This is a genomic window from Nocardia thraciensis (assembly GCF_054782435.1).
The window spans coordinates 70,047-83,348 of record NZ_BAAGSM010000010.1; the positions used below are offsets into that span (position 1 = coordinate 70,047).

General features: G+C 67.8%; 11 protein-coding genes. 6 read left to right on the forward strand and 5 right to left on the reverse strand.

The genetic code is table 11. The features are described 5' to 3' along the window. Positions 1–52 precede the first annotated feature (52 nt). Positions 53–1,429, reverse strand: a complete 1,377-nt coding sequence (locus tag ACYVLQ_RS03585; protein ID WP_460695916.1) for a SagB family peptide dehydrogenase — start codon at positions 1,427–1,429, stop codon at positions 53–55. 143 nt (positions 1,430–1,572) lie between these two features. Then, on the reverse strand, positions 1,573–2,553 hold the full coding sequence (locus tag ACYVLQ_RS03590) for an ABC transporter substrate-binding protein (protein WP_460695917.1): 981 nt from the start codon (positions 2,551–2,553) through the stop codon (positions 1,573–1,575). Positions 2,554–2,910: 357 nt separating this feature from the next. Here ACYVLQ_RS03590 and ACYVLQ_RS03595 point away from each other — a divergent pair, with 357 nt between their 5' ends. Both ACYVLQ_RS03595 and ACYVLQ_RS03600 read left to right on the forward strand, forming a co-directional pair. Beyond that, positions 2,911–4,083 carry a glycosyltransferase family 4 protein gene (locus ACYVLQ_RS03595; RefSeq protein WP_460695918.1) on the forward strand — a complete coding sequence of 391 codons (1,173 nt, stop codon included), beginning with the start codon at positions 2,911–2,913 and terminating at the stop codon, positions 4,081–4,083. Beyond that, complete coding sequence (locus ACYVLQ_RS03600; protein ID WP_460695919.1) at positions 4,052–6,172, forward strand: amylo-alpha-1,6-glucosidase; 2,121 nt, start codon at positions 4,052–4,054, stop codon at positions 6,170–6,172. Before ACYVLQ_RS03595 ends, ACYVLQ_RS03600 begins: the two co-directional genes overlap by 32 nt. Before the next feature lie 12 nt (positions 6,173–6,184). Here the strand turns inward: ACYVLQ_RS03600 and ACYVLQ_RS03605 are convergent, their stop codons facing one another. The 3 genes from ACYVLQ_RS03605 to ACYVLQ_RS03615 all read right to left on the reverse strand — a co-directional run bounded on the left by ACYVLQ_RS03605 (position 6,185) and on the right by ACYVLQ_RS03615 (position 11,180). Then, positions 6,185–6,853, reverse strand: coding sequence for an AIM24 family protein (locus ACYVLQ_RS03605; protein ID WP_460695920.1), 669 nt, complete (start codon positions 6,851–6,853; stop codon positions 6,185–6,187). An 86-nt stretch (positions 6,854–6,939) separates the two neighbouring features. Continuing rightward, positions 6,940–8,973 (reverse strand): M13 family metallopeptidase, encoded by a 2,034-nt coding sequence (locus ACYVLQ_RS03610; protein WP_460695921.1) that lies wholly within the window; start codon positions 8,971–8,973, stop codon positions 6,940–6,942. Between the two features lie 161 nt (positions 8,974–9,134). Beyond that, on the reverse strand, positions 9,135–11,180 hold the full coding sequence (locus ACYVLQ_RS03615; protein WP_460695922.1) for a M13 family metallopeptidase: 2,046 nt from the start codon (positions 11,178–11,180) through the stop codon (positions 9,135–9,137). A gap of 675 nt (positions 11,181–11,855) precedes the next feature. Here ACYVLQ_RS03615 and rplN point away from each other — a divergent pair. From rplN to ACYVLQ_RS03635, 4 genes are read left to right on the forward strand one after another with little or no spacing between them, the layout of a single operon-like run. Continuing rightward, positions 11,856–12,224 (forward strand): 50S ribosomal protein L14, encoded by a 369-nt coding sequence (rplN, locus tag ACYVLQ_RS03620; RefSeq protein ID WP_280266752.1) that lies wholly within the window; start codon positions 11,856–11,858, stop codon positions 12,222–12,224. 1 nt (position 12,225) lies between these two features. Next, positions 12,226–12,540 (forward strand): 50S ribosomal protein L24, encoded by a 315-nt coding sequence (gene rplX / locus ACYVLQ_RS03625; RefSeq protein WP_068020612.1) that lies wholly within the window; start codon positions 12,226–12,228, stop codon positions 12,538–12,540. Continuing rightward, entirely contained in the window at positions 12,540–13,103 is a 564-nt protein-coding gene (gene rplE, locus ACYVLQ_RS03630) for a 50S ribosomal protein L5 (RefSeq protein WP_460695923.1), read from the forward strand. Before rplX ends, rplE begins: the two co-directional genes overlap by 1 nt. Before the next feature lie 4 nt (positions 13,104–13,107). Further along, positions 13,108–13,293: a type Z 30S ribosomal protein S14 gene (locus tag ACYVLQ_RS03635; protein WP_029923637.1), complete on the forward strand. Its 186-nt coding sequence runs from the start codon at positions 13,108–13,110 to the stop codon at positions 13,291–13,293. Positions 13,294–13,302 lie beyond the last annotated feature (9 nt).

A 13,302-nucleotide genomic window follows, 5' to 3' on the forward strand; every position in this document is an offset into this window, starting at 1 on the left:
CGAATGTGTTTCGGCGCAGGGTAGTCCGTGCTTTTCGAACCGCCGCTCTGGATCAGCGTGCGGCGGGTGTCCCGACGAGGATGCTGCCGACGCCGCACTCTTCCAGCTCATCGACGCCGGCCGCCGCGGTGAACGCGGCGGTATCGCTGAATCCCTGGGCACACACGCCGAGCCCCATCGCGGTGCCGGCGAGGTACACGGTCTGCATCAGCACGCCGACGTGCTTGAGGATGCTGGCGTAGGCGACCTGCTCATAGGTCCACATGACGCGGCCGGAGCGCGCGGCGAGCAGGAGCACCACCTGGGGTTCTCGCCCATCGACCATGGTGGCCGCGGTGGAGCGGACCAGCCGCTGCACCGGCGGGGAGTCCTCGTCGGCGATCCGGCGCAGCACGTGATCGAACGAATCGTAGTGGTACATACCGGGATCCAGGCCCTCAGCCCGGCGCACGATCGGGTAGACCTCGATCTCGTATACGCTGCCGCCCGACGGATACGGTCGCGACAGCAGGTCCTCACCGGCGCCCGCCGATCGGATCTCGCGCGTCCGCGCTGTCCGGTACAGCAGTTCGGCCAGTTGGGCGCGGGAGATCGGTGTCGCGTCGTCGTGCTCGCGGCAGGAGTATCGATCTTCGACGACGGCCGTGAGAGTCGGATCGTTCGCACGCAGGGCGGACAGGTCCGGAGCGGGCAGTTCGATCGGGTCTGCGGGGTAGGCCCGCTTCCGGGCCGGTGGTTGCGGGAAATCCCCCTTGGCCCATTTCGTGGGCCCGAAATGCTCCCAGGTGATGGTGCGGGGTCCGAGCGTGCTGCGGCGGTGGAACCAGAGGTCGGGGGTGCTCCAGCTGCGTGTGCTGAATTCCTTCGCTTCCTGGTCCGGTGCTTCCACCGAGAAACCGCCCCAGTGCAGATCGGCGGCCAGTCGGTCGATCACGGCGGCGGGAAGGTCGGATTCGGCGGGGTCCTGGCCGCCCAGGAGCGCGAGCACGCGGTGGTCGGCGATCCGCAGATCACACCACGACATCGGGTGTTCGAGGGTGAATCCTTCTGAATCACGGTGCAGGACAGCGAATTTCGAGAGGATCAGCGGTGTTTTCGGACTGTCGGCCGGGGGTGTCGGCGGAATCGTGAACGGCCGCACCGTGTACAGCTCCCGCTCGTGGTGGCGGACGGTGACCTGCAGCCAGCCCCCGTCGACCATCCGGTTGATCAGCGCCGCGACCGTCGGAGCCTCGTTCGGTGACATCTCCGACAGGGTGGCAGGGCCGCGCTTCAGCGCCTCGAGCGCATTCACCTGCGCCGTGTCGAGCCCGGTCAGCTTCTCGTTGTTCGGCGGGTTGAGGAGCACGGCGCCGGCGGGCACGGTGAGGCAGGTGGCCCCTTCCCGGAGGGTGTAGCGGGACTGTCCGGGGTAGGCGGCGGTGGGCAAGACGGAACCTTCGCTTTCCTGGCGGCCTGTGTGGCCGTTCCCGCCACACCTTGGTGAATAGGTGAGCCTAGCCTAACTGATACCGTGCGTGCGGGACCGAGGTTGTTCGGCCCGCACGCACGGTGCTGGGAAACTCGTCGCCGCTACTTCGTCGCGTTCGCGAGCGTGGGTGCGAGCTTGTCCAGGATGTACGGCAGCGACAGCGCGGTCGGCTGGTTGATCGCGCCGATGTCGGCGTTGCCCAGGAAGGCCACCGCATTCTTGCGGACCGCCGGTAGCCCGGCGAAGCCGGGCAGTTCGCGGTACTGCTGATCGCCGCCGGGCCCGGCATAGCCGGCGAGCAGCAGATCCGCGGACAGTTCGTCGGCACGCTCGGGCGCGAGGGCGACGCGGCCCTGGGTCGACGGCATCTTCCGCAGGTTTTCCGGGATGCTCATGCCCAACTGGGTGAAGGCCCGCCCGGAGCCGTCTTCGGGATCGGTGAGGACCATCAACTGGGTCGGTCCCGCCAGATAGGTGCTGACGAAGGTCTTTCCGCGCAGGCCCGGGTTGGCCTGGGCGATACTGTCGATCTTGCTGCGCACATCGGTGACGACCTGCTCGGCCTCGGCCTGCTTGCCGAGCACCTTGCCCAGCGTGGTCACCTGGTCCTGCCACGGCGCGGACGCCTCGTCGGTGAGTCCGGGCAGCGTCGGCGCGATCTTGGAGAGCTGGGCGTAGGTCGGAGCCGTCGCGATCGCCGGGTCGGCCAGGATCAGGTCGGGGGCGAGGGCCGCCACCTGTTCCGGGATATCGCCGCCGAGATTCAGTGTCTTCGCCGTCTCCAGCGACTTCGGCTCCCACGGCGGAGGGGCGCCGGCAACGGTCGCGACGGTGTCGATATAGCCGACCGGCGTCACACCCAGCGCCTGGGCGGCGTCCAGCCACTGATTACCGAGCGTGACGATCTTGGCGGGGGTGCCTTGGATTACGGTCTCGCCGTGAACGTGCTTGATCGTGACCGCGGAACCGCTGTCGGTCGTGTCATCCGTTGAGCCGCATGCAACCAGTCCCAGGCTGACCAGCCCGGCCAGCGCGACGGCCATCGCCCGCCGCCGACCGCGGAATATCCGTAACACCTGCATCTTTGTTCTTCCTCCTTCACCGAGGAACATCCTCGGGGCCACTTCGGCCCAGTAAGCATAGGGCAGCCTAAGCTAATTTCGGTAACGAGCCGATGTTTTCGGGGATAGCGCAGGACGGACGCCGGTCCGGCGCTAGAGTGGTGATCAGCCGCTGGCCGCCCGGCGCGATGACGCGCTTCGGGGCGCCGTCCGGGCAGATTTCATCGTTGAACACCCTTCGCGAACGAGGCTGTGTCGTCGTGTGCCGACGTCCGTCCTCGTCCGGCGACGTCTGCCATCGGCATCTCCGATGCCGCCGCGGCACATTCGGCACTCGGTGCCCGGGCGCCGACCGCTTGTGTGTCATCAGGAGAAGTCATGAACGCGCAGTTCCCGCCCGCCACCCTCCATATCGCGATGGTGGTGCCGCCCTACTTCGATGTTCCGCCCAAGGCCTACGGCGGCGTCGAGGCCGTGGTCGCCGATCTGGTCGACGCGCTGATCGGGCGCGGTCACGAGGTGACGCTGCTGGGAGCGGGCGAGCCGGGCACCAAGGCGCGGTTCGTCCCGGTGTGGGACAGCATCCAGGCCGATCGACTGGGCGATCCGTTCCCGGAAGTGCTGCACGCGTTGAAGATCCGCCGCGCCCTGGATCAGCTCTGCCCGCGCGACGGCATCGACCTGGTGCACGACCACACCTTCGCGGGCCCCCTCAACGCGCCGTACTACCGGGATCTCGGCCTGCCCACGGTCGTCACGGTGCACGGGCCGGTGAACGGCGATCCGCACCTCTATTACAGCGAGCTGGGGCGCGACGTGTCGCTGGTCGCGATCAGCGACCGGCAGCGCGAGCTCGCCCCGGATCTGAACTGGGCGGGCCGGGTGCACAACGCGCTGCGCATCGGTGATTGGCCCTTCCGAGCCGACAAGAGCGACTACGCTCTGTTCCTGGGCAGGTTCACCGCCGACAAGGCGCCGCACCTGGCGCTGGAGGCCGCACACGCCGCTGGAATCCCGCTGGTGCTCGCCGGTAAATGCAACGAACCCCGGGAGAAGGCGTATTTCGACAGGGCGGTGCGGCCGCTGCTGACCGAGAACGACCGGGTTTTCGGCATGGCGGACGCCGTCGCCAAGCGAAAGTTGTTGTCCGAGGCCGCATGTCTGCTGTTCCCGGTGCAGTGGGAGGAACCGTTCGGGATGGTGATGATCGAGGCGATGGTGTGCGGCACGCCGGTGGTGGCGCTGCGCGGCGGCGCCGTGGCCGAGGTGGTCGTCGACGGCGTGACCGGCCGCGTCTGCGAGGATCCGGCCGAGCTGCCGGTGGCGGTCAAGGAAGTGCGGGAATACGACCCGGCGGCCTGCCGGGCGCACGTGGTCGCGCATTTCGGCGAGGACACCCTCGGCTGCGGCTACGAACAGGTGTACCGCCGGGTGCTGCGGTCGCGGGCCGCGATCGGGCACAGTGGTGGCAGCGGAGCGTACCGACGCAAGAGCCCGATCATGCCGGAAAGGATGCCGTATGACCGGTCCCACCCCGTTGAATTCCGGTGAGCCGTCCGTGCTCGGCAGCTCCGGTGGCGCGGTCACCCTGGTCGAGGGCAGTACATTCTGCCTTTCCGACCGGGTCGGCGACGTCGAGCCCGGTACCGCGCAGGGGCTGTTCTATCGCGATGCGCGGGTGGTGTCGCGCTGGGAGCTGCGGGTCGACGGCCAGCGCCCGGAGCCGCTGTCGGTACTGAGTCCGGAGGCGTTCACCGCGCGGTTCATCGCGCGGCGGCCGCCCCGGGCCGGGGCCGCCGACAGCAGCCTGCTGGTGGTGCGGGAGCGGCTCGTCGTCGACGGTCTGCGCGAAACCGTGAGCGTGGAGAATCTCGGTCGCGAGCCCACCGCGGTGACGCTCGAGCTGTATGCCGACGCCGACTTCGTGGATCTCTTCGCGGTCAAGGAGGGCCGCGAGGGGCACGGGCGCGCCGAGGTCATGGTCACCGACAGCGAACTGCTGCTCAACGACCGCTCCGACCGGTCGCGCGGCCTGGCGATCTCGGCATCCGAGCCGCCCAGGGTGCTGCCGGGCTCGCTGCTGTGGCGGGTGGTGGTCCCGGCGGGCGGACGCTGGAGTACCGAGATCCTGGCCCAGCCGACCGTGGCCAATCAGCGCGTCAGCCTGCCGCTGCGGCCCGGCGAGCGCTACGAGACCAGCGAGCCCGGCCGCAAGATCGAGGCCTGGCGCGATACGGCGACCAAGCTCACCACGGGCGACCCGCTGCTCACCGCGGTGCTGCAGCGCACCGAAAGCGACCTGGGCGCCCTGCAGATCCACGACGACTCCCACGACGGGCGCACCTTCGTCGCGGCCGGTGCGCCCTGGTTCATGACCCTGTTCGGACGGGACAGCCTGCTCACGGCGTGGATGGCGCTGCCGCTCGACGTCGGACTCGCGATCGGCACCCTGCAGCGGCTGGCCGAGTTGCAGGGGCAGCGGGTGGATCCGCTCACCGAGGAGGAGCCGGGCCGGATCATGCACGAGATCCGGCGCGGGCCCTCGGGCGGACTGGCGCTGGGCGGCGAGACCTATTACGGAACCGTCGACGCCACACCGCTTTTCGTGATGCTGCTGGCGGAAGTGCGGCGCTGGGGCGCCCCGGCGGATGCGGTGCAGGCCCTGCTGCCCGCGGCCGATGCCGCGCTGGATTGGATCACGCACTTCGGCGATCGCGACGGCGACGGGTTCGTCGAGTACCAGCGCGCCACCGACCGGGGCCTGATCAACCAGGGCTGGAAGGACAGTTTCGACGGCATCAACGATGCCGCGGGTCATCTGGCGGAGGCGCCGATCGCGCTGTGCGAGGTGCAGGGCTACGTGTACGGGGCCTTGCTGGCGCGCGCCGAACTGGCCGACGAGTTCGGCGACGCGGCGACGGCCGCCCGGATGCGCGAACATGCCGCGCAGCTGCGCACCAAGTTCGGCGAGGCGTTCTGGCTGTCCGAAAGGGGTTGGTACGCGGTCGCTCTGGACGGTAGCAAGCGCCGCATCGATGCGTTGACCAGCAATGTCGGGCACTGTCTGTGGTCGGGTATCGCCACCGACGAGCAGGCCGCGCAGATCGTGCGGCGGCTGTCCACGCCGGAGATGGATTCCGGATTCGGTTTGCGCACACTGGCTTCCGATATGGGCGCGTTCAATCCGATGAGCTACCACAACGGTTCGGTGTGGCCGCACGACACCTCGATCACGGTGGCCGGGCTGCTGCGCTACCGGCACATCCCGGGCGCCGTCGAACTGGCCACCCGGCTGGCCGACGGCCTGCTCGACGCCGCCGCGGCCTTCGGCGGCCGGTTGCCCGAATTGTTTTGCGGTTTCCCGCGATCCAGGTTCGCGGCGCCGGTGCCGTATCCGACCTCGTGCTCGCCGCAGGCCTGGGCGAGCGCGGCCCCGCTGCTGCTGGTCCGCTCGTTCCTCGGACTGGATCCGGACGCGCCGCGCCGCACCCTGACCGTCCTCCCGCACCTGCCGCCCCGCTGGGGCCGCGTCGAACTCACCGACCTGCGACTGGGCGGCTCGGTGATCGACCTAGCGGTCGACGGAGACCACATCACCGCCTCCAACCTCCCCGACGACTGGCGCCTGATCACGCACTGACGCCGCGGCGGCTCAGTGTGTGTGCGGCGGGACCGTGGGGCCCTCGCTGGCCTGGACCAGGACGAAACCCTGGCCGCGGAAGGCCAGTTGCATGGCCTCGCCGCTGCCGCGGCCGATCAGGGCGCCCGCCTTGAAGGTGCGGTTGACGCCGACCTGCAGGCTGGTGCTCCAGGCGACCGCGGACTGGCCGTCGGCGAAGGTCGGGGCGCGGCCCGCGTCCAGCATCACCGGTGCGCCGTGGGTCGTGATCGCCACCCATCCGGTGCCCTGCAGGGTGGTGTTGAACAGGCCGCCCGAGGCCATGCCCGCACCCTGCACCCGCTGGATGTTGGAGGTGAGGCCGGCGTCGTAGGCGAGGACGTTGGCGCCGTTGACGGTGATGCCCTCGTTCTCCAGGTAGAACATCTGCACATCGTTGGCGTCGTCGGCCAGGAACAGCAGCCCCTGGCCCTTGACGCGCATCAACTGCACGCCCTCGCCCGTCACGGCCTTCTTGATGAATTTGCCGATGCCCCCGGCGCCTTCGTAGTCGAAGTCCATCTGGCCCTGGAAGGCCACCATGGAGCCCTGCTTGGCCAGCACGTCACCGTTGAGCTGGATCCGGAGCATCTTGGCGTTCTGCAGGGCGAAGTGCCCGGGTAGCTGGCCCTGGTCCATATTGCCGAAGAACGAACTGCGCATAACCGAGCGGCCTCCCGTGTCCCGTTGTCCCCGCCGACTTCGCAGTATATCGGCGCCACGCGAACGTCACCCGGTTTCGCGGGGCCCTACAGCGTGACCCGCTGGTCCGGCGGCAGGAACAGCTCGTCGCCCTCCCGCACCCCGAAGGTGTCGTAGAACTCCCGCAGGTTGCGCACCACCTGGTTGCAGCGGAATTCGTTGGGGGAGTGGGTATCCGTGAGCAGTTCGGCGGTGAGTTCCTTGGTCTGCTTGCCGCGCCAGCTGCGTGCCCAGGACATGAACATACTGCGGTAGTCGGGTTCTCGACCGGCGCGCCGCTCGGCCATGCCGTAGGCGGCGAGCGCGATCTGCAGGCCGCGCAGATCGGCCAGGTTCTCGCCCAGCGTCAGCTCGCCGTTGACGTGCTGATTCGGTTCGAGCCCCTCGGGCACCAGCACGTTGAACTGGTCCACCAACTGCTTGGACTTCGCGTCGAAGGCGGCGCGGTCCTCGGGCGTCCACCAGTTGCGCAGGTTGCCGGTGGCGTCGTATTTGGAGCCCTGATCGTCGAAACCGTGGCCGATCTCGTGGCCGATGGTGGCGCCGACCGCGCCGAAGTTGACCGCGGGCTGCGCATCCTTGTCGAAGAACGGCGGCTGCAAATACGCTGCGGGGAAGGTGATCTCGTTGTTCGGCGGCGAGTAGAAGGCGTTGACCGTCTGCGGCGTGCTGTTCCATTCGGCCTTGTCCACCGGGGTCCCGAGCCGGTTGAACGCCCGCTTGGCCTCGAAATTGTTGATGGCGACCAGGGATTCGACGAGCTTGCCGCGCGTGATCCGCAGGCCGGAATAGTCGGTCCACTTGTCCGGGTACCCGAGCTTGACGGTCATCTTCTCGAGCTTGACCAGCGCCGCGTCCCGGGTGGTCGGGGTCATCCAGCTGGAGTGGCGGAAGTCCTCGCGGTAGGCCTCCATCAGGTCGGCCACCATCTTCTTGACCTCGTCCTTGGCCTCCGGCGGGAAGTACTTGTCCACGTAGAGCTTTCCGAGCTGCTCGCCCAGTGACTCCTGGACGATGCCGACCCCGTACTTCCAGCGCTCGGGGCGCTCCTTCTGCCCCAGCATGACGGTGCCGTTGAAGTGGAAGTTGGCGTCGTTGATCGCCTTGGGCAGATACTTGGCGAAGGAGCGAACGAGACTGAGTTTCAAGTACTCTCGCCAACCGGCGATATCCACCTCCGTCCACAGCTGCGCCGCGGCCGGGATATACGACGGCTGGCCCACCACCAGCTCGGCGAAGAGGTCCTTCGGTCGGTCTGTGGTGCCGGAAAGCCAAGGGTCCCAGTCGAATCCCTTGCCGAGATCGGTCACCTGGGCCCAGGTCATCCGGTTGTAGGTGGCGTTCGCATCGCGCAGGCGAACGTTGTCCCAGTGGTGGGCCGCGATGCGGATCTCCAGATCGACCACGCGCCCGGCCAGCGCCGCCGGATCGGGAAGTCCGGCGCCCGCGGCGATCTGCTCCATGAACGTGCGGTATGCGGCGAGTTTGTCGGCGTACTCGGGCTTGCGGTAGTACTCCTCGCCCAGTCCGATGCCCGACTGGCCGATCGAGGCCACATAGCTGTCGGTTTTCTTGCGGTCGATACCGACGCCGAGCCCGATGAGCCCGCCCAGCGGCAGTTCGCCCATCACGCGGGCCAGCTCGGGTTTCGTTGCGGCCTTGTCGATCTGGTCGAACATCGGCTGCAGCGGGGTCATGCCCAGCCGCTCGATCTCGTCCCAGTCCACCCTGGCGTCATAGAGGTCGCGGATGTGCTGGGCCTCGGTTCCCTCCTCCGGATCGGAGATGCCGTCGATGATTTCGCGCAGTTGATCCTGCGTGCGCTCGGCCGCCTCGGTGCCCGCGCTGTACCCCGACTTGTCCGGCGGCAGCTGATATTCGCGCAGCCACTTGCCGTTGACGTACCGGTACAGATCGTCCTGCGGGCGCACCGCCTCGTCGACGCCCGACGCATCCGCCCCGCGCAACTGCCTCGGCGCTTCGTCCTTCGAACATGCCCCGAGCGCGGCGGCCGCGGGCACCAGTCCCATCGCGATCAGAAACGTACGACGCTCGAGGCGCACCGGACCCGACGATGTCACCAGAAACCCACTCCCCGGCGGGCAGACCCCGCACCCATGCTCGTAGCCGACTTGCTGCGCAAAGGCTACCGGCACAACAGCCCAAAAGGTGCGATGCGCTCCACTCTCATGTCCGGGCACGCGCTCCCTTCATTCCCCGGCGTGCTTTTGGCCGGGGTCTCCTACAGCGCGACCCGCTGGTCCTGGGGAAGGAACAACGTGTCGGCCTCCTGCACGTTGTAGGTGGCGTAGAACTCCGGCAGGTTGCGGACCACCTGGTTGCAGCGGAATTCGGCGGGGGAGTGCGGGTCGCTCGCGATCTGGGTCTCGGTGGCCTGCGGAGTCTGCTTGGTGCGCCAGGTGCGGCCCCAGGATTCGAAGACCGGGTGGTAGTCGGGGTTCTCGGTGCCGTCGCGCTGCTCGGCGATCCGGTAGGCGGCCAGGGAGATCATCAAACCGCGCAGGTCGGCCAGGTTCTCGCCCACCGTGAGTTCGCCGTTGACATGCTGATCGGGCGCCAGGCCCTCAGGCACCAGGGCGCTGTACTGCGTGATTAGCTGCTTGGTCTTGGCCTCGAAGGCGGCCTTGTCCTGCGGCGTCCACCAGTCCTTCAGGTTGCCGTCGCCGTCGTACTTGGAGCCCTGGTCGTCGAAGCCGTGCCCGATCTCGTGGCCGATCACCGCACCGCCCGCGCCGAAGTTCACCGCCGCCCCCGCCTTGGAATCGAAGAACGGCGGCTGCAGGAACGCCGCCGGGAACACGATCTCGTTGCCGGAGGGGTTGTAGTAGGCGTTCACGGTCTGCGGCGGCATGCCCCACTCGGACTTGTCGACGGGCTTGCCCAGCTTGGCGAACATCCGCTTCGCCTCGAAAGCGGTAGCGGCGCGCAGGGATTCGACCAGCTTACCGCGGGTGATCCGCAGCCCGGAGTAGTCGGTCCACTTGTCCGGGTAGCCGATCTTGGCATTGATCTTGTCCAGCTTCGCGATGGCGGCGTCCCGGGTCTGCGGCGACATCCAGTTCGAATTGCGGAAGTTGTCGCGGTAGGCCGTCATCAGGTCCGACACCATCTGGTCGGCGCGGTCCTTCGCCTCGGGCGGGAAGTACTTGGCCACGTACACTTTTCCGAGCTGTTCGCCGAGGTTGGAGTTGACCGTGTTCACGGCCGACCGCCACCGCTCCGGCCGCTCCCGCATGCCCTGCATCACCTTGCCGAAGAAGTCGAAGTTGGCGTCGGCGATGTCCTTGGTCAGATTCGGCGCGTACTCGCGGACCAGGCTCAGCTTCAGATAGTCGCGCCAGGTGGGGATGTCGACCTCGTCCCACAGCTTTCCGGCCTCGGTGACGAACGACGGTTCGGCGACGTTCACGGTCGCGAACAGTTCCCTGGGCCGGTCGGTATTGCCCGCCAGCCAGGCGTCCCAGGCGAATCCCGGTGCGAGCGAGGCCAATTCGGCCCAGCTGCGCAGGTTGTAGGTGGCCGAGGCGTCGCGGGTGCGGACGTTGTCCCAGAACCCGGCGGCGATGCGGGTCTCCAGATCGACCACTCGCTGCGCGTACGCGGCCGGATCGGGGAAGCCCGCACCCGCGGCGATGCGCTCCATGAACGTGCGGTAGGCGGCGAGTTTCTGGGCGTATTCGGGTTTGCGGTAATACTGCTCGCCGAGCCCGAGTCCGGACTGCGCGACCACCGGCTGGTTGGCCGTGGAGTCCATCGGATCGGCCGTCACGCCCAGGCCGATCAGCCCGACGTTGGGCAGCGAACCCATTACCCTGGCCAGGTCGGTCTTGTTCGCCGCCCCGTCGATCTGCGCGAACAGGTCCTGCAGGGGCGAGATGCCGAGCCTGTTCAGCTCGTCCTCGTTCATGCGCGCGTCGTACAGATCGCGGATCTGCTGGTCCGCGGTCCCGTCCTCCGGATCCTCGATCCCCTCGATGATCTCCTTCAGCTCGCCCTCGACGCGATCGTTCACCTCGTCGAAGCTGCCGAAGGAGGTCTTGTCCGGGGGCAGTCGGTAGTCCCGCAGCCAGGTGCCGTTGACGAACCGGAACAGATCGTCCTGGGGTCGGACCGCCGGATCCGCGCCGGACATGTCCGGTCCGGACAGCGGCCTGGAAGCCGCCGAATCGGAGGTGCACGAGGCCAGCGCCGCCGCGGCGGGTACCAACCCGAGGGCGGTCAGAAAGGTGCGGCGGGCGAGTCTGGACGAACGCTCGGGCGCGGTCACGGGTCTCCTCTGTCGACGGCGTGTGCTTGCTCGGAGGTAGCTTGGGCGAACGTTAGTAGAGCGGGCTGAGCAAACGCTGAATCCACGCCCTCGCCACGCACGGCCCCTCCCGCATGCGGTCCTACTCCTGTTCCCCGGCGTAGGGCTGCTCTCCTGTTCCCAGCGCAGCCCCCTCCCATCCCGGCGTGCGGCCGCTTCCCCCGTCCCGGCGTGCAGCCACCTCCCCCGTTCCCGGCGCGCGGCCGCTTCCCCCGTTCCCGGCGCGCGGCTGTTCTCCCGTCCCCGGCGTGCGGCCCCCATTCCCGGCATGCAGGCCACCTCCTCAGTCCCGGCGTGCAGCCCCCCATCCCGGCATACGGCCGCTTCCCCCATCCCGGCGCGCGGCCGCTTCCCCCGTCCCGGCGTGCGGCCCCTCCTCATTCCTGGCGTGCAGCTCCCTCCTCATTTCCGGCACGCTTTTCGCCGGGATCCCCGATTTGGGGCCCACCTGGGCCTTCGCTACACTGAACCGGTTGCCTGTGGGACGACTGTGCCCACACTCCGGCCGCGAACCCACAGTGGTTGATCTACCCAGATCTGCGAAACCGCTGGCAGGCGCGCGTGCGGAGGGCAACTGGCCATGCCCGTCGGGTCGGAATCCGGCGTGCATATCGTCCAGGTCTAGGAGGAGCTGAAGTGATTCAGCAGGAGTCGCGACTGCGCGTCGCCGACAACACGGGTGCCAAGGAGATCCTCTGCATCCGCGTGCTCGGCGGGTCGTCGCGTCGCTATGCCGGTATCGGCGACGTGATCGTCGCCACCGTGAAAGATGCCATCCCCGGCGGAAACGTCAAGAAGGGTGATGTCGTCAAGGCCGTCATCGTGCGTACCACCAAGGAGCGCCGTCGTCCGGATGGTTCCTACATCCGTTTCGACGAGAACGCCGCGGTGCTGATCAAGCCGGACAACGATCCGCGCGGCACCCGCATCTTCGGCCCCGTGGGCCGCGAGCTGCGTGACAAGCGTTTCATGAAGATCGTTTCGCTGGCCCCGGAGGTGCTCTGACATGAAGGTGCACAAGGGCGACACCGTGATCGTCGTCTCGGGTAAGGACAAGGGTGCGAAGGGCAAGGTCATCCAGGCCTTCCCGCAGACCGAAAAGGTCCTGGTCGAGGGCGTGAACCGGATCAAGAAGCATGTCGCGAACTCCGCGAACCAGCGTGGCGCCAGCTCGGGCGGCATCGTGACCCAGGAGGCGCCCATCCACGTCTCGAACGTGATGGTTGTCGACTCCGACGGCAAGCCGACCCGCGTGGGTTACCGCACCGACGAGAACGGCAAGCGGGTGCGCATCTCCCGTCGCAACGGGAAGGACATCTGATGACCACTACGGAAAACATTCAGCCCCGCCTGAAGCTGCGCTACCGCGCGGAGATCAAGGACGCGCTGAACAAGGAATTCGACTACGCCAACGTGATGCAGATCCCGGGCGTGGTGAAGGTTGTCGTGAACATGGGTGTCGGTGACGCCGCCCGCGACGCCAAGCTGATCAACGGCGCCGTCGCCGACCTGGCCCTGATCACCGGTCAGAAGCCGGAGATCCGCAAGGCCCGCAAGTCGATCGCGCAGTTCAAGCTGCGTGAGGGCATGCCGATCGGCGCCCGGGTCACCCTGCGCGGCGACCGCATGTGGGAGTTCCTGGACCGCCTGGTGTCCATCGCGCTCCCGCGTATCCGCGACTTCCGCGGCCTGTCGCCGAAGCAGTTCGACGGCAATGGCAACTACACGTTCGGCCTGAGCGAGCAGTCGATGTTCCACGAGATCGACGTGGACAAGATCGACCGCCCGCGCGGTATGGACATCACGGTCGTGACGACGGCTACCAACGACGAGGAGGGCCGCGCGCTGCTCCGTCACCTCGGCTTCCCGTTCAAGGAGAACTGAGCACATGGCTAAGAAAGCTCTGATCAACAAGGCCAACGCGAAGCCGAAGTTCGCCGTTCGCGCCTACACCCGCTGCCAGCGCTGCGGCCGCCCCCACGCGGTCTACCGCAAGTTCGGCCTGTGCCGCGTCTGCCTGCGCGAAATGGCCCACCGGGGCGAACTCCCGGGCGTCCACAAGTCCAGCTGGTAAGCCCCAGCT